This is a genomic window from Salmonella enterica subsp. arizonae (assembly GCF_008692845.1).
Classification (GTDB): domain Bacteria; phylum Pseudomonadota; class Gammaproteobacteria; order Enterobacterales; family Enterobacteriaceae; genus Salmonella; species Salmonella arizonae.
Map to the genome: position 1 here is coordinate 406974 of NZ_VXJW01000002.1, position 13646 is coordinate 420619.

General features: G+C 46.6%; 17 protein-coding genes and 1 other RNA gene. 9 read left to right on the top strand and 9 right to left on the bottom strand.

Going from position 1 to position 13646, the window contains the following annotated elements:
• Positions 1–736: 736 nt before the first annotated feature.
• The 4 genes from F4V61_RS22790 to F4V61_RS06590 all read left to right on the top strand — a co-directional run bounded on the left by F4V61_RS22790 (position 737) and on the right by F4V61_RS06590 (position 2583).
• Positions 737–1099, top strand: coding sequence for a helix-turn-helix domain-containing protein (locus F4V61_RS22790; RefSeq protein ID WP_071780668.1), 363 nt, complete (start codon positions 737–739; stop codon positions 1097–1099).
• 96 nt (positions 1100–1195) lie between these two features.
• Positions 1196–1687, top strand: a complete 492-nt coding sequence (locus F4V61_RS06585; RefSeq protein ID WP_003847546.1) for a hypothetical protein — start codon at positions 1196–1198, stop codon at positions 1685–1687.
• Positions 1684–1833 (top strand): hypothetical protein, encoded by a 150-nt coding sequence (locus tag F4V61_RS22055; protein ID WP_021553401.1) that lies wholly within the window; start codon positions 1684–1686, stop codon positions 1831–1833. The genes F4V61_RS06585 and F4V61_RS22055 overlap by 4 nt, the downstream gene beginning before the upstream one ends.
• 465 nt (positions 1834–2298) lie before the next feature.
• Positions 2299–2583 (top strand): hypothetical protein, encoded by a 285-nt coding sequence (locus tag F4V61_RS06590; protein ID WP_003847548.1) that lies wholly within the window; start codon positions 2299–2301, stop codon positions 2581–2583.
• 69 nt (positions 2584–2652) lie between these two features.
• Here F4V61_RS06590 and F4V61_RS06595 read toward each other — a convergent pair whose 3' ends face one another.
• Positions 2653–3216, bottom strand: coding sequence for a recombinase family protein (locus tag F4V61_RS06595; RefSeq protein WP_003847550.1), 564 nt, complete (start codon positions 3214–3216; stop codon positions 2653–2655).
• A gap of 326 nt (positions 3217–3542) precedes the next feature.
• Positions 3543–4124 carry a hypothetical protein gene (locus F4V61_RS06600; RefSeq protein WP_040236489.1) on the bottom strand — a complete coding sequence of 194 codons (582 nt, stop codon included), beginning with the start codon at positions 4122–4124 and terminating at the stop codon, positions 3543–3545.
• Positions 4125–4476: 352 nt separating this feature from the next.
• Here F4V61_RS06600 and F4V61_RS06605 point away from each other — a divergent pair, with 352 nt between their 5' ends.
• The 3 genes from F4V61_RS06605 to F4V61_RS06615 are packed head-to-tail and all read left to right on the top strand — an operon-like array spanning position 4477 to position 7101.
• Complete coding sequence (locus tag F4V61_RS06605; RefSeq protein ID WP_040236487.1) at positions 4477–4755, top strand: type II toxin-antitoxin system HigB family toxin; 279 nt, start codon at positions 4477–4479, stop codon at positions 4753–4755.
• A complete protein-coding gene (locus F4V61_RS06610) occupies positions 4745–5953 on the top strand; it encodes an ImmA/IrrE family metallo-endopeptidase (RefSeq protein WP_058819146.1) in 1209 nt (402 codons plus the stop codon). The genes F4V61_RS06605 and F4V61_RS06610 overlap by 11 nt, the downstream gene beginning before the upstream one ends.
• Before the next feature lie 20 nt (positions 5954–5973).
• The gene (locus F4V61_RS06615) at positions 5974–7101 is read left to right on the top strand and encodes a beta family protein (RefSeq protein ID WP_040236483.1); all 1128 of its coding nucleotides are present in this window, start codon (positions 5974–5976) and stop codon (positions 7099–7101) included.
• Between the two features lie 251 nt (positions 7102–7352).
• On the opposite strand, the gene F4V61_RS22335 is transcribed toward F4V61_RS06615, so the two are convergent.
• From F4V61_RS22335 to ffs, 4 genes are all read right to left on the bottom strand, one after another.
• The gene (locus F4V61_RS22335) at positions 7353–7907 is read right to left on the bottom strand and encodes a hypothetical protein (protein ID WP_232081973.1); all 555 of its coding nucleotides are present in this window, start codon (positions 7905–7907) and stop codon (positions 7353–7355) included.
• A 72-nt stretch (positions 7908–7979) separates the two neighbouring features.
• On the bottom strand, positions 7980–8306 hold the full coding sequence (locus tag F4V61_RS22340) for a hypothetical protein (protein WP_232081972.1): 327 nt from the start codon (positions 8304–8306) through the stop codon (positions 7980–7982).
• 183 nt (positions 8307–8489) lie between these two features.
• On the bottom strand, positions 8490–9578 hold the full coding sequence (locus F4V61_RS06625; RefSeq protein WP_080161094.1) for a site-specific integrase: 1089 nt from the start codon (positions 9576–9578) through the stop codon (positions 8490–8492).
• 108 nt (positions 9579–9686) lie between these two features.
• An RNA gene (ffs, locus tag F4V61_RS06630) (signal recognition particle sRNA small type) lies at positions 9687–9783 on the bottom strand.
• Positions 9784–9867: 84 nt separating this feature from the next.
• On the opposite strand from ffs, the gene F4V61_RS06635 reads away from it, so the two are divergent.
• Positions 9868–10257, top strand: coding sequence for an MGMT family protein (locus F4V61_RS06635; RefSeq protein ID WP_000961285.1), 390 nt, complete (start codon positions 9868–9870; stop codon positions 10255–10257).
• Between the two features lie 32 nt (positions 10258–10289).
• Here F4V61_RS06635 and F4V61_RS06640 read toward each other — a convergent pair whose 3' ends face one another.
• Entirely contained in the window at positions 10290–10859 is a 570-nt protein-coding gene (locus F4V61_RS06640) for a YbaY family lipoprotein (RefSeq protein ID WP_000779809.1), read from the bottom strand.
• Between the two features lie 214 nt (positions 10860–11073).
• Between F4V61_RS06640 and tesB the strand changes: the two genes are divergently transcribed.
• Positions 11074–11934: an acyl-CoA thioesterase II gene (tesB, locus tag F4V61_RS06645; RefSeq protein WP_038396715.1), complete on the top strand. Its 861-nt coding sequence runs from the start codon at positions 11074–11076 to the stop codon at positions 11932–11934.
• A gap of 51 nt (positions 11935–11985) precedes the next feature.
• On the opposite strand, the gene amtB is transcribed toward tesB, so the two are convergent.
• Together amtB and glnK are read right to left on the bottom strand one after the other, a co-directional pair.
• Positions 11986–13272: an ammonium transporter AmtB gene (gene amtB / locus F4V61_RS06650; RefSeq protein WP_080161093.1), complete on the bottom strand. Its 1287-nt coding sequence runs from the start codon at positions 13270–13272 to the stop codon at positions 11986–11988.
• Positions 13273–13302: 30 nt separating this feature from the next.
• A complete protein-coding gene (glnK, locus tag F4V61_RS06655; RefSeq protein ID WP_000780346.1) occupies positions 13303–13641 on the bottom strand; it encodes a P-II family nitrogen regulator in 339 nt (112 codons plus the stop codon).
• Between the last annotated feature and the right edge of the window lie 5 nt (positions 13642–13646).

Consider the following 13646-nt stretch of genomic DNA (forward strand, 5'->3'; position numbering starts at 1 on the left):
CTCGTACAGAGCGATCTAAATCGCTTTTCCACACACATGCTGGCACAGCCAATGATGTAAACATCAGCAAGGAATTTCAGTACCATGATGTAAACACATAGCGGGGTATCAGCTAGGTTACCTGAGTCCACGATTGGAACAGACCACACAGAGACAGGCTATCAGCCTGTTGATGTTGTGGGATGTAACAGAGTGGTAAACGAAGGTTATGGTATGGACAGATAAGTCTGTTCACGTCTGGGCAGACCATTACCATTATATCTTCTAAAGTGGCGTAGCCGAGTTGTCACGGAGTGACGTAAGTAAATAACTAAACAACCATCCAGATGACACCAGTCATCCTGCTGTTGGTTTTCACTCTTTTGCTTTTGTTTCGACGAGATTATGAGTGTTAGTGTGTATATATGTCGAAACGAGATACAAGGAGACCGAAGCCCGTATGGGTGATGTTACGTGAGTTTTCATTCCTGGAGAAGGAAGGAAAAGACAGAGTAACGAAGTCTCTTATATTATTGTGGCGTTTTATTCCTATCACCCAGTATGGGCGAAAAGGAATGAAGGAATACTATATTGTGGCGTTTTATGGCACATCTTCGCTACCTGATGTGTGCGAACGCCCCTCAAGCCACTCCGAACTTCAACCCGCCATTATCCACTTTCTGAAATCATTGTCAAGCAAAATGCATGCCACTAGTATATATTTTTACGTTTATATGATAAAATACTCATGTGATGAATGACTTACAGAGAGATTATTTTGTGCTTTGCCTTTAGACCACCAGCATTTTTTCTGCCATCGGTAGAAGAACGTAAGGAGCTGGTCAGAACCCTGAATGATTTCGGGCTAACGCTGACAACTTCAAGAATCCATCTTCTTCACCACATGAAGCAAACCCAGATCCCGCTTACGGCTTCAGACTTGTCAAAACAGATAGAACTCCCGCTATCAACAACACACAGGAATCTTTCGATGTTCGCTGACTGCGGACTAGTCGATTTCATTGTTGATCGCGCAAGCGTCTGTCGTTGGTATTTTCTTTTCGCAGACCGCCCTAACTTCTGCCCAACGTGCAATCAGACTTACAACGCCGCTCGCTGATACAACCAAATGACCGCATAAAGCGGCTGAGACTGACGCATACAAACAGCGCCAGCGAGCAACCACGCCCCTTTACTACCGATACGGAGTTCCAACATGACTACAAAAAAGAAATCACAGGCCCAGATTTCCCCGGAATTGAAAACTTATCTCGACAACATCGCAGCGAAGTACAAACCAGATCCGGGGGCCCTAAAGCGTCAAATTGATAATGCGGAAGCTCGCTACAGCCGAACACAACAGTTTTCTGACATTCCAGCGCGGCTGGTGGTTAAACTCCAGAGCCTGATCCTAGACGGCTGGCGGTTTTGCCCTTCAGCTAATTCTTCAGTGCTTTCCAATGCTGCGATGATTTCTGTTAAGTTGCAGAAACCGGAGGCCTTGATCGAAGAGGAGTTGAAGACGCTACGCTCCAGAGTCTCCAACGCTTACCACGATCAACTTTTTAAAGCGATGGAGCGTGAGATTGACGAACTGATACATGAAGCAGCACAGGACGCACAACAGAAAGCAGTTCAGCAAGCAGCTGCCGAAGAAGCTGCAATGCGTGACCAGTTGAGGGCTGCCCTCGGTATGGTGAAAGCATGACAGCGCAATCCAGCCAGACCAAGGGGCAAGAGAGCCCCGTTACCGTCATCGACGAAGATGCATTGAAGCGAGCCATTCAGAAAGCAAAGGAGATTGCAGACGCTACCCCGGAAAAATACCGTCGGGTACATCCAACTTTACAATAACGTTACAAAAGCTATGATCGCAAAATCCTTCATATAACACTCTCTACGCTCTCGAAAATAATAGGCAGATAATTATTATCGACACCACAAAACGCGCTCACAATGGCGCTCATTGCGTTTAACAGGGCTTTACCTTCACACTTAAGGTTTAACTTTTAAATATAGCGTATCATTCTCATCTCTGCGAGAAAATATTCAATCCATTCAGTCCACGGCCTCTGAGGCTGGTTTTCGATTTTCCCGGATCAAATAGCTGAAATGCAGACATAAAAGCCCCGCACATCGCGAAGCTCACGTTCTCACATATTGAGAGAACTTTTCCCGCAAGCATCACAAACCATGATTTATTAAATTCATTCACTTGGTGCAAGGAGATACTATCGGGTCGGTGGGTATACTCCGATCCGAAGAAGTAGCCCGTAAAAGAACATATCGTCTACTTGAAGTTGTTACTCAGGAGGTTTTATGGCACTTTTAAACAGAAGCGACCTTCAATTTCAATACGCATGGTCAGCCTTATCTCCCGATGACCCGCGTATAACGGGAAAACCGGATAGTACATTGCTTAACCGCCATGAAGGGTATGAGGTTCTTTCGTTCCTTAACCGCTTAGCTCATGCAAGTAAGTGGGATACCAAATCGCCAGCACTCAAAGCAGAAAGGCTGATCAAGAACCATCTGCCCGGTGACGTGCGTAGTCACAAGAATGTCTGGCAATGGCTCGTGGATAACTGGAACAGATATCAGTAATTGGCCCCCATGTGACAATTATACAACCGACGCAGCAATGCTGCGTTCGGTTTTTCGTCGAAGAAAATATCACAACGGCGCTTCAGCTAGTTCCTTTTTGATGCGGAAAAACGTAGCCCGCCCACATCCCACCAGCTTATAAATCTCTTCGTTAGAGTATGTCCCCTTAGCCAAATACTCAGCGACCTTCCTGCGAGTCTCGTCGTCTTTTTGTCGCCCTTTGAATACTCCTTTCGCCTGCGCGATCTTGATGCCTTCATTCTGGCGCTGACGAATAAAAGAGCGCTCCAGTTCACCGACGGCTCCGAGCATTGTGATCATAAATTTGCTGGTGGGCGAATCATCAAACACCATGTGATTATCGATAAACTCAACTCTCACACCATTTGTGGTCAGTTCCTCCAGAATTTCCAGCAGATCGCGGGTATTACGCGCCAGACGGTCAACGCTTTTAACTCGAACTGTGTCGCCAGGGCGAACTTTACTCATTAGCTCTTTTAGAGCTGGCCTGTCTGCATCCTTACCGCTAGCTTTATCGATCAAAATTTCGTCAGCCTTCGTCGCCAGCACTTCAACTTGACGCGCCTCATTCTGATCTTTGCTACTTACCCGCACATACCCGAAAGTTTTCATGTCCACCGCCCAGTCTCTTATTAATGGCTTAAACGATACAGTATCATATGAGTTATAACAACGGTGTTTAGATACTAACATTGAGCATGGAGAGTAAGTATCAATTGTGTCTACTCAAACGAGACAGTAACCACCAGCAATAACCCCTACGGATATTTACCAAATATCTAACGTGTCTATTACGAGCGGAGAAAACCCGTTAGGCCGTGCTGAGAATGCAACTGTGATATTTTTCTTCTGTGTGCAATTTCGGGAGGGGGGTACTTCTGGAATCTTCGCGGCGCGGGAGTGGGTAGGATTTGGGGGAATTTCTTCCCCCTGGTCTGTCAATCAAGCAGGTTACTCAATGGTGCCAGCGTGACATAAATATAATCGTCGTCACGTTCCACGATGGTGATCGGCATGTCCACCCCGTTCGATAACACCGCTTTTGCCCGGTAATGCTTATTTGAAACTTTCTTTACGTCCTCTACGGCAAGGCATTGAACATCACTATTTTTGTCTTTGAATATCGAAGTGGTGATCTCGCAGGCCGATGTCTTCAGGGCTTCGTTATCATCGATGGTTGTGCTGATAAAAATACAGCCCAGCGTAATCGCGATGAAAGCTAACAGCCAGAGCCATTTTTTCATCCCTGCGTCTCTGGCGCGAGCGTATACATAGATGGGGGGCAAAATAACAATCCTCAGCGCAGATCCCACGATATGAGTTTCGGACTCAACTCCAGAGCGCACCAACGCCCGTTGGTCAAAAACAGCACAGAACAACAAAACCGCATACAACGCAGCATAGGCCACCTTTTCATGCATCGTGAAGTAAAAGGTTATAGGGAACACCACCGGCGCTGCCATGTAGAGATAGAAGTACAGATTATTGTCTTTCAGTTGGTTAGTGGTCAAAGCTGTCATCCTTTCATACTGTGAAGTGAAAATTTCAGGCACCCACTTTAACCAGTTTTATGAATTATTTCGATCTTATCGATAATTTTTATCGATCGATAAGATTAGATTATTTTCATAGGGACACTCAACAATGAGTCGGCAGTGAGAACAACGAGGAGATGTGTGTAGGAGCATAATGTGGTGTTCACAGTTTTCTCTTGCGTCCGTAGGTAGCTCTTTACATTGATGAATTTTTATTCTCAGTATGGTATATGTGGGTATTGAGATGAAGAAATGTCATCATGTTCCATTTTTGGGAACATAGGTTGACAGTGTCGATTATGAACATTATGATGTTCCCAGATTAGGAACAAAGTGCATGGCTATGCGGCTACTCGGAAGAGATAAGTTGGAAGAACTTAAGCGCTATGAGCCTTCCAGTAAAAACTGGATTGATGCGTGGTCAACAGAGCTAAGTTTAAGCAATTGGAAATCAAAGGAAGAAGTGAAAAAGCACTTTCCCAAAGTAGAAAATATTGGTGATCAAACCTTTGTTTTTAAGGTGGATTGCTGTGCTTCTTATGTTGAAACGATCATTGATTTCAATCGGTTGTTGGTTTTTGTTACCTCTGTGAAGGGTAATGATAATGGATATTAGAGTAATTAGAACAGATAGGCAGCATCAGGAGTATTTGGAACGTATACATTCGTTATTAGTTATGATGCCGTCTCCTGGAACTGATGAAAATGAGGAGTTAGAGTTACTTATCACACTTGTAGAAGCATACGAGAACTCTAAATATCCTATAGAGCCACCAGATCCAATCGATGCTATTACGTTCCGTATGCACGAGAAAGGGTTAAAACAAGTTGATCTTGTACCCTATTTGGGAACAAGAAGTAGAGTTTCTGAAATTTTGTCAAGGAAAAGACCTTTGACTGTTCCGATGATAAAAGCACTTTCAATCGGACTTGGCATTTCTACTGATACGTTGATAGGTATAAATGCTGATCAGAACAAAACAGGTGATGATAATGTTGACTGGTCTAAGTTTCCGATTAAAGAAATGATTGGGAGAGGATGGATTTCTGAAGCCAGTGATACGATAAAAAAATCCACAGAAGAACTAATTAAAGGATTTATTAATCAAATTGGCTGGCAAACAGGTAATGTCGCATTTAAGAGAACCCTTTCTGGGGATGCGTATTCTCCTTCGACAAAATATGCACTTTATGCATGGGTTAGTAGGGTTGTGCAGCGAGCGCGTGAACGTAAAAATCTGCTTGGGAACTTTGACCCAGCAATTTTTTCTACAAGCTTCTTGAGGGATTTGGCACAACTAAGCTGGTTCGAAACAGGTCCCTTACTTGCTCTTGAATTTCTTGAAAAACATGGAATAGCCGTTGTTATCGAACGAAGCTTAAAAGGCACTCGCATAGACGGAGCAGCATTAAAGGATATTGACGGCATGCCGATTGTTGGTTTGACATTGAGACATGACCGTCTCGATAATTTTTGGTTCACACTACTCCATGAAGTTGCTCATATATGGAAACACGTTCATTCTGAAGAGACATTTTTAGATGATATTGATGCTACTTCTGACGATAGGCAGGAATCTGAAGCAAACCGGCTTGCTAGGGAAGCATTTATACCTAGGGCAGTCTGGAAGAGAAGTGATGCATACTCTTCTCCGTCTAAAGAAACCATCGATTGTCTTTCTAGGGAACTGAAGATTAATCCGGCAATCATTGCTGGAAGAATAAGACGTGAAAGTGGTAACTACCGCCTGTTTGCTGATCTCATAGGGCAAGGCGAAGTAAGTAGAATATTAAACGCTTCAAACATGAATTGAAACCTCAGGAGAACTGAACCATGTACCCTACATACGTGCCGATCCTAAGAGCAAAAGCTGGTGAGTTTGAAGCATTGAAAAGACTGAAACCTGTTTACTCGCAAAAAATTTGGCCATTTTTTGAAATTCCCCAATTAACTGAGAACGATAAGAAATCTAAGGCCTTAAGCGGCTCATCTCAGATGAAAAAGGATTTTCTTACTAAAATTGCGGATGGAATCAATAACGCGAATTCATCATCATCAATATTTTTCGACTTTTTTGATTGGAAAGCAGATAGCTACATTGAAACAGGTGAGCATGTTTTGAGCTACATGTACAGAGCATTAGCCTCAAGTGGATCACTTGTACATCCAGTTATAGGATTCGACCGTTGGGATATCCTAGACTATCAAAATGCCTTGAAAGGATTAGTTGTACCCGAAGGGACAATGTACTGTTTACGTATTGATTCTACATCTATAGATGATGCTTACGACGTAGATTATTTTACAGATACGATTCATGAGATTCTGGATTCGCTTGGGCTTTCCGGTGCTGAAGTGATGGTAATGTTTGATTTTGGAGATGTTACTCATAAGTCTATTGTATCAATGCATGCCGATATGCAGCATCTCATTACCGCCGTTGATGAGTTTGGCTTTGCTAGTATCATGATAGCGGGTTGCTCGTTCCCAATTATCATAAATGATGCAGTAAAGGAAGTGGATTCAACAGACCTCGTTGAACGTAAGGAAATGCATGTTTGGAAGGCAATTTATTCTGATATGAAATCACCATTTCTTTTTGCTGATTATGGTATTCGGAATCCCAAAGGTGCTGATGGTGTAAAAGCAATTCATGCTAACGGGAAAATTAGGTATACCATTGAAAATAAATATTTTGTTGCAAGGGGTCACTCTAAGCAAAAAGGTAATAAAGGGGCGCAAATGTATGACTTGGCAAGAGTCATTGTCAAATCTCCTTACTATTTAGGGGCTGGCTTTAGTTGGGGGGATGAGAGAATTGAGGCTTGCAGCAGAGAAGAAATTAAGGGTGGCCCGACCCAGTGGATTAGCTACGATACCAACCATCATATGAGTTTTGTTGTTGAGGAAGTCTCAGAGTTTCAACGCAGTCGTATTACGCCAAGAATTGTTACCGCATAAATCATCTTAAAATTATGGTAGCGTACTGTAAATAGAATGGCTGGGCTTTGTCCCGGCCTTTCTTTTGTCTGTTAACCTGCTTTATCTGTCACACAAAGTGAGATACAGTCTGCGACACAAGACAAATCCAGCGCCGCAGATGCCTGACGTATGGTTGAACGAAGCCGCCTTATCGGTCAACTTTACACATAAAAAAACCCTGCTTCAGCAGGGCTTATAATCTTGTCGATTTCATCACAACCAATCGAAAATTAATGATTGTCCTTACGAGATGACGCATAATCACTGATTAAAAAATCATCATATTTTGCAGGCAAAAGTGCCACCTCCCCCCACCCTAGCTGGGGTGTCATATAACCCATGCCGACCTCATCTACTCGACTATAAAAAACAGTTATCCTCCCACGATTTTTATCATTAAAAAATCCTCTCCCTTCAGCGGTATCATTAGTGATACGTACTCTGAAATCCCTAAATGATGTTCCTTGGTTGATCTTTAACCAGACATTACTATGGCCTGTAAACGTCTCAATTTTCCAAAACGTACCAAAAAAGAATGCTGGATCAGGAGAACCCTCAGTTATGTCATTGATTTCTTTTAGTGAGTCACAAAATCTGTAGCGCTTTGCTTTACCATCTGCGCCAACAAGGTAAATCTCACGGTAATAATTATGATCGAAATTAACGCATAAAGACTGAACACTAGTTACTTGGCTCGGAACCTTGAAAGACTCACCATGATGGCGGGAAATAGGCAATGAAACCTCTTTGCCATTTTTTCTCTCAAAATGAGAATCGACAGGCACCTCACTGCCCTCAGAATCGATCCTTGGATTGTTATCAGGACGAGACTCGAGAAAACCGCTTATGACTATAAGCTATTCATCTTCAACGGCTTTTTTTGCATCCTCTTGAGATGCATATTTTTTGTACTGAATGGGGCCACATCTCAAACTACAGAAAGGCGCATTATCATCTTTAAGGTGTTTGTAATAGGCCGGAACTTCATTCGTAGTCATGCCCTTGTCAGGATCGGCAGGCACTCGAGTTATATGTTCATAGCAAGAAGGACAAAAAATATATCCTTTCATAGACAGTGAATAAGCAAGCGGCTCGACAGTATTCCTTTTGAGGGCGAGAAGCGTATGCTCGCCTTTAATCCAATCAGGATCGTAGTATGCATAAGCGATTCTACGAGTTGGCATAATTATCCTACCCCCATCAATAGTGCATTAGCATGATTTCCAGACTATCACTTTTGGAAACCTCGCTAAAACAACACAGATCACAAAACCTCTATATTTAAAGGGGTTATGATTGGCACTCAAGATTTTCGAAGCGTATTTATCCCCTTTGGAACCATCGTGAATTTGCTTATCCAGATAACTTTAGAGTACCTCAATTAACTCGACGAGCGTCCTAACAGCAATCCCCTTCCCGTATCGGTTGTACGTGATCGTTGCGTTCGAGTGTCCGAGCACCTGCGAAGCGAACTGTTCAGGGAAGCCATTCTGTTTAAATGTTGTGGCGGCATAGTGGCGCAGTGAATGATATTCAGGCAGGCTATGCTTGCCTCTGAACCTCGTAAACCAACGGCTGAAATAGTGACCATAGCTCCCAAGATGCAATGTTAGCTCAGGGAACAGATGTCCTTTTCTTTCTTTGATAAAATCAAGTAGACCAAGTGTCAGCAGTTGCGAATTGATCGGAACGAATCGGCGCGAACTGTCCGTTTTAAGCGTCTGATTCGGATTCAAGTTATCAACACGGAAGCACCAAACTCCGTCAACTTTCATCACGTCATTGTGGTAAAGCTGGCAGATCTCATTCTGCCTCATCCCCGAATAGCGACCAATCAGAATGATCCACCGTTTCCAATCCTTCACGCCATGTAAAGCAATGTGCAATCGTTTCAGATCGTTGAGCGTGTATGCTGGACGGCGATCCATTGGTGCGGTTATTTCCTTAACACCCATCCCCTCAAATGGGTTTCGAATCTCATCATCCGTGCGAGTTGCAAGCCATTTGAAAAACGCCGAGTTCTTTTTGATGTAACGGTTTCTGGTGGATGCTGAACCTTCAAGGCCATCAACAAACGCCGCCGCGCTTCGTTTGCTGAAAGGCTCTTTTGTAGAATTCAGATATGCATTTACGCACCTATTGATCGTCAGTATTTCCCGTTCACCAACCTCTCCTGTTTTAGCCCTAGTGTACTTATCAAGCTCGCTCTTCAGGCTCTTGAAAGGCTTTTTCTGTTGTGGTTGTTGGAAGGAAGCAGACGGGGTTGCAGTGTGTGCCGGGATGGACTGCGGAACGCAGTGGAAAGGTTGTGAGGTGAGATATTTCTCCACACGGAGCAAATCTTCACGCTTGGAACGTGTGCGAAGAGAAATACGAATTTCACGGCGTTTCCGAGGTGTCAGGTAGACCCTACGGTAGTACCAGATCCCGTGACGGGAAAGCATCAGATGCGACATTGATTAGCGTCCTAAGTGATACACGAAAGTTGTATCACCGCCGTTTCAATGCACGAAAACAGAGGGTTACATGATGGATATCATGCACTTAGCAGAAATGGGTGGGGGCCCTGCCAGCTACATCCCGGCACACGCGTCATCTGCCTTGGCTGCTTCCTTCCGGACCTGACCTGGTAAACAGAGTAGCGTTGCGGGAGAACCAACAGAGCCCCCATTGAGAGCGTTGTGAACCAACGCGCAGGCGCATTATCACTGCTATATCGTGCAATTGCAACCCATCAGGCATCGGATGCTGGTTTCTTGCGCATCCGGGCTTTCCTCCCCCCTTATTCCAGATTATCCTGAAGCATTAACGCAGGATTCTATTATGGATATTCAGGACACATTTCCTCAACGCGTCTGGCAAATCGTCGCCTCGATCCCGGAAGGGTTTGTCACGACCTACGGCGATGTCGCCCGGCTTGCCGGTTCGCCTCGGGCGGCGCGTCAGGTCGGCGGAGTTTTAAAACGTCTGCCGGAAGGCAGCACTTTACCATGGCATCGGGTGGTGAACCGCCACGGCGCTATATCTCTTACCGGGCCGGATCTACAACGGCAGCGTCAGGCATTACTGGCGGAAGGCGTGGTGGTGTCAGGAAGTGGGCAAATCGATTTACAGCGCTATCGCTGGGTGTATTAACCCTCTCCATTACGGAGAGGGTTGGCGCAGGATTAATACTGGGTAGGCGCAGGAACAGCAGAAGACGGATTAACCTGGGTTGGCGAGGTCGATGGAACCGTCGTCGTGGCACCACCGCTGGCCTGAACAGGCACCGCCGTTTGCTGTACCGGGACCAACGTCAGATCCGCTTTGGTGCCGCCATTATTAATCACCGGTTTCACGCTCTCAGTAATAAATACCAGCTTGTTGTCAACGGTGATTGCCGCGCTCAGGAGAATACGCGCATTAGGTTGAATATCTGATGGGGTAAACGGCAGCACAAAACTGAAAGGCGCCTGTTTACCTTCGGTCCGTACCGCTTTTTGCGACAGCACCTTAGACGGCGTATCTGCCAGAGAAGCATCAGAAAGCGTCACGGTCAGTACCGCATCTGGCGGCAACGCCACCTTCTGGCGGATCCAGACGGTACCGGAAACATTGGGTTGCTGAATAGTAGACTGGTTAGCTGTAATCGACATGTTAGGGTTTGGCGCAGGCGTCTGGATATCAGCGCTTTTATCAGCGCAGGCCGCCAGAGATATCGCAACCGCTAAACCACTTACGATGTGCACGAGTTTCATTCAATTCTCCTTATCATCAATGCACCAGCAGGCCTTTCCCCCCGCCGGAAGAGTGGTTAACAGAAACATAACGTGATTAAGTGTGGCACATGTCACTTATTTTTGCCTGGAATTGGTCTGTTATTCAGACTTTTGTACCCATCGGACCACTTGCAAAATTGCGTTATACTCTGCCCTACCTCGCTTCGGCATCGTTGTCACCTGGAGAGCATGTATGAGTCAGACGCTAAATAATTTGCTGACATTGTTGAATCTGGAAAAAATTGAAGAAGGACTCTTTCGGGGCCAAAGTGAAGACTTAGGGCTGCGTCAGGTATTTGGCGGTCAGGTGGTGGGCCAGGCGTTATATGCCGCCAAAGAAACGGTGCCGGAAGAGCGACTGGTGCATTCATTCCACAGTTATTTTCTGCGGCCGGGCGATAGCCAAAAACCCATTATCTATGACGTAGAAGTGCTGCGCGATGGGAATAGCTTCAGCGCCCGCCGCGTTGCCGCTATTCAGAACGGGAAACCCATCTTTTACATGACCGCCTCATTCCAGGCGCCGGAACCGGGTTTTGAACATCAAAAAACCATGCCGACGGCAGTCGGGCCGGAAGGACTACCGTCAGAAACGGAAATCGCGCAATCGCTGGCGCATTTACTGCCGCCGATTCTGAAAGAAAAGTTTCTCTGCGATCGCCCGCTGGAAATTCGTCCCGTCGAATTTCACAATCCGTTGAAAGGTCACGTCGCCGCGCCTGTGCGTCAGGTATGGATTCGCGCCAACGGCACCGTTCCGGATGACATTCGCGTCCATCAATATTTACTGGGATATGCCTCTGACCTGAATTTCCTTCCCGTCGCGCTTCAGCCTCACGGCATCGGTTTTCTGGAAAAGGGCATTCAGATCGCCACTATCGATCACTCTATGTGGTTCCATCGCCCGTTCAATCTTAATGAATGGCTACTTTATAGCGTGGAGAGCACTTCCGCCTCCAGCGCCCGGGGCTTTGTTCGCGGCGAGTTTTATACTCAGGATGGCGCGCTGGTCGCCTCGACCGTGCAGGAAGGGGTGATGCGTAATTACAATTAAAAACCATGCCGGATAAAACGCTTTCGCGTCGCCATCCGGCATGGTGCGCAATCACGCGTTATACGCGTTCTCACCGTGGCTGTTCACATCCAGCCCCTCCCGCTCCTGCTCTTCCGGCACACGTAGTCCAACAAGGATATCCGCCAGTTTGTAGCCAACAAACGCGACAACGCCAGACCAGACTACCGTAATAGTAATACTTTCCAGTTGTATCATAACCTGATGCCCCATCGTGACGCCGTCGGCAAAGCCAACACCGCCCAGCGAACTGGCGGCAAAAATGCCAGTCAGGATACAGCCGACTATCCCGCAAACGCCGTGAACGCCAAATACGTCGCACGGATCATCTACCCGTAACAGACGTTTAAGCATGGTGACTCCCCACAATCCCGCCAGACCCGCAATAACGCCGATAACCAGCGCGCCGCCAACGCCAACATAGCCACAGGCTGGCGTCACGCCGACCAGACCGGCAATCGCGCCGGAACACGCCCCCAGCAGGGAAGGCTTACCGCGTAGCGTCCACTCGCCGATAATCCACCCCAGAATCGCGGCGGCGGTCGCCACCACGGTGTTCACAAAGGCCAGCGCGGCTATCTCGTTTGCGCTACCCGCAGAACCTGCGTTAAATCCAAACCAGCCGATATACAGAATCGCAGTACCGGTAAAGACCATCGGCAGGTTATGGGGTTTAAATGCTTCTTTCCCAAAGCCGACGCGTTTGCCAATTAAATAAGCCCCCACCAGCCCGGCGATAGCGGCGTTAATATGCACCACCGTACCACCGGCAAAATCCAGCGCGCCGTGAGCAGCCAGCAGGCCGCCACCCCACACCATGTGCGAAATTGGAATATAAGAGAGCGTGAACCACACCACGACAAAAATCAGTACTGCCGAAAAACGAATACGCTCCGCCAGCGCGCCGACAATCAGCCCGACAGTAATACAGGCGAAAGTTCCCTGAAACGCGACATGAATATACTGATAAATCGTGCCCATTACCGCCGTCAGCGCAATGTTCTTCAACATCGCCCCGTCGATATTGCCGAAGAAATGATTCCCTTCGCCAAAAGCCAGCGAATAGCCGTATACCACCCATAAAATACAGACCAGCGCAAAGGTGACGGTCACTTGCGTTAAAATCGACAGCACGTTTTTAGCGCGGATTAATCCGCCATAAAACAGCGCGATACCCGGTATCGTCATAAACAACACCAGCGCGGCGCAAATCATCATAAAAGCATTATCAGCTTTATCGGCAACCGCCGGCGCGGCTATCGTTAGCCCAGGCAGCAGCGCCAGTGAAGCCAGTGTGGTTTTTATCATCGCTATCTTCATTTTTCATTTCCTGTTGCTGTGTGCCGGGTCTTACAGCGCCGCTTCGTCGGCTTCGCCGGTACGAATCCGGATAACGCGCGTGAGTTCCGCGACAAAAATTTTGCCGTCGCCAACTTTTCCGGTATAGGCCGCTTTATTGATGATATCGATCACCTCTTCCAGTTGGTCGTCGGCGATAGCCACATCAATTTTGACTTTCGGCAGGAAATTCACGCTGTACTCCGCGCCGCGATAAAGCTCGGCGTGTCCTTTCTGACGACCAAATCCTTTCACTTCGGTGACGGTCAGCCCCTGAATGCCAATGGAAGAAAGCGCTTCCCGCACGTCCTCCAGCTTGAACGGTTTGATAACTACGGTAACCAGCTTCATAAACC

Bases quoted from the DNA above. Each gene is read 5' to 3' on its own strand.
- F4V61_RS06640 (WP_000779809.1), bottom strand. From the start codon at position 10,859: ATGAAACTCGTGCACATCGTAAGTGGTTTAGCGGTTGCGATATCTCTG.
- F4V61_RS22340 (WP_232081972.1), bottom strand. From the start codon at position 8,306: ATGCCAACTCGTAGAATCGCTTATGCATACTACGATCCTGATTGGATT.
- F4V61_RS06635 (WP_000961285.1), top strand. From the start codon at position 9,868: ATGCTGGTTTCTTGCGCATCCGGGCTTTCCTCCCCCCTTATTCCAGAT.
- F4V61_RS06610 (WP_058819146.1), top strand. From the start codon at position 4,745: ATGGATATTAGAGTAATTAGAACAGATAGGCAGCATCAGGAGTATTTG.
- F4V61_RS06605 (WP_040236487.1), top strand. From the start codon at position 4,477: ATGGCTATGCGGCTACTCGGAAGAGATAAGTTGGAAGAACTTAAGCGC.
- F4V61_RS22790 (WP_071780668.1), top strand. From the start codon at position 737: ATGACTTACAGAGAGATTATTTTGTGCTTTGCCTTTAGACCACCAGCA.
- F4V61_RS06625 (WP_080161094.1), bottom strand. From the start codon at position 9,578: ATGTCGCATCTGATGCTTTCCCGTCACGGGATCTGGTACTACCGTAGG.
- F4V61_RS06585 (WP_003847546.1), top strand. From the start codon at position 1,196: ATGACTACAAAAAAGAAATCACAGGCCCAGATTTCCCCGGAATTGAAA.
- F4V61_RS06600 (WP_040236489.1), bottom strand. From the start codon at position 4,124: ATGACAGCTTTGACCACTAACCAACTGAAAGACAATAATCTGTACTTC.
- F4V61_RS22055 (WP_021553401.1), top strand. From the start codon at position 1,684: ATGACAGCGCAATCCAGCCAGACCAAGGGGCAAGAGAGCCCCGTTACC.
- glnK (WP_000780346.1), bottom strand. From the start codon at position 13,641: ATGAAGCTGGTTACCGTAGTTATCAAACCGTTCAAGCTGGAGGACGTG.
- amtB (WP_080161093.1), bottom strand. From the start codon at position 13,272: ATGAAGATAGCGATGATAAAAACCACACTGGCTTCACTGGCGCTGCTG.
- tesB (WP_038396715.1), top strand. From the start codon at position 11,074: ATGAGTCAGACGCTAAATAATTTGCTGACATTGTTGAATCTGGAAAAA.
- F4V61_RS06615 (WP_040236483.1), top strand. From the start codon at position 5,974: ATGTACCCTACATACGTGCCGATCCTAAGAGCAAAAGCTGGTGAGTTT.
- F4V61_RS06590 (WP_003847548.1), top strand. From the start codon at position 2,299: ATGGCACTTTTAAACAGAAGCGACCTTCAATTTCAATACGCATGGTCA.
- F4V61_RS06595 (WP_003847550.1), bottom strand. From the start codon at position 3,216: ATGAAAACTTTCGGGTATGTGCGGGTAAGTAGCAAAGATCAGAATGAG.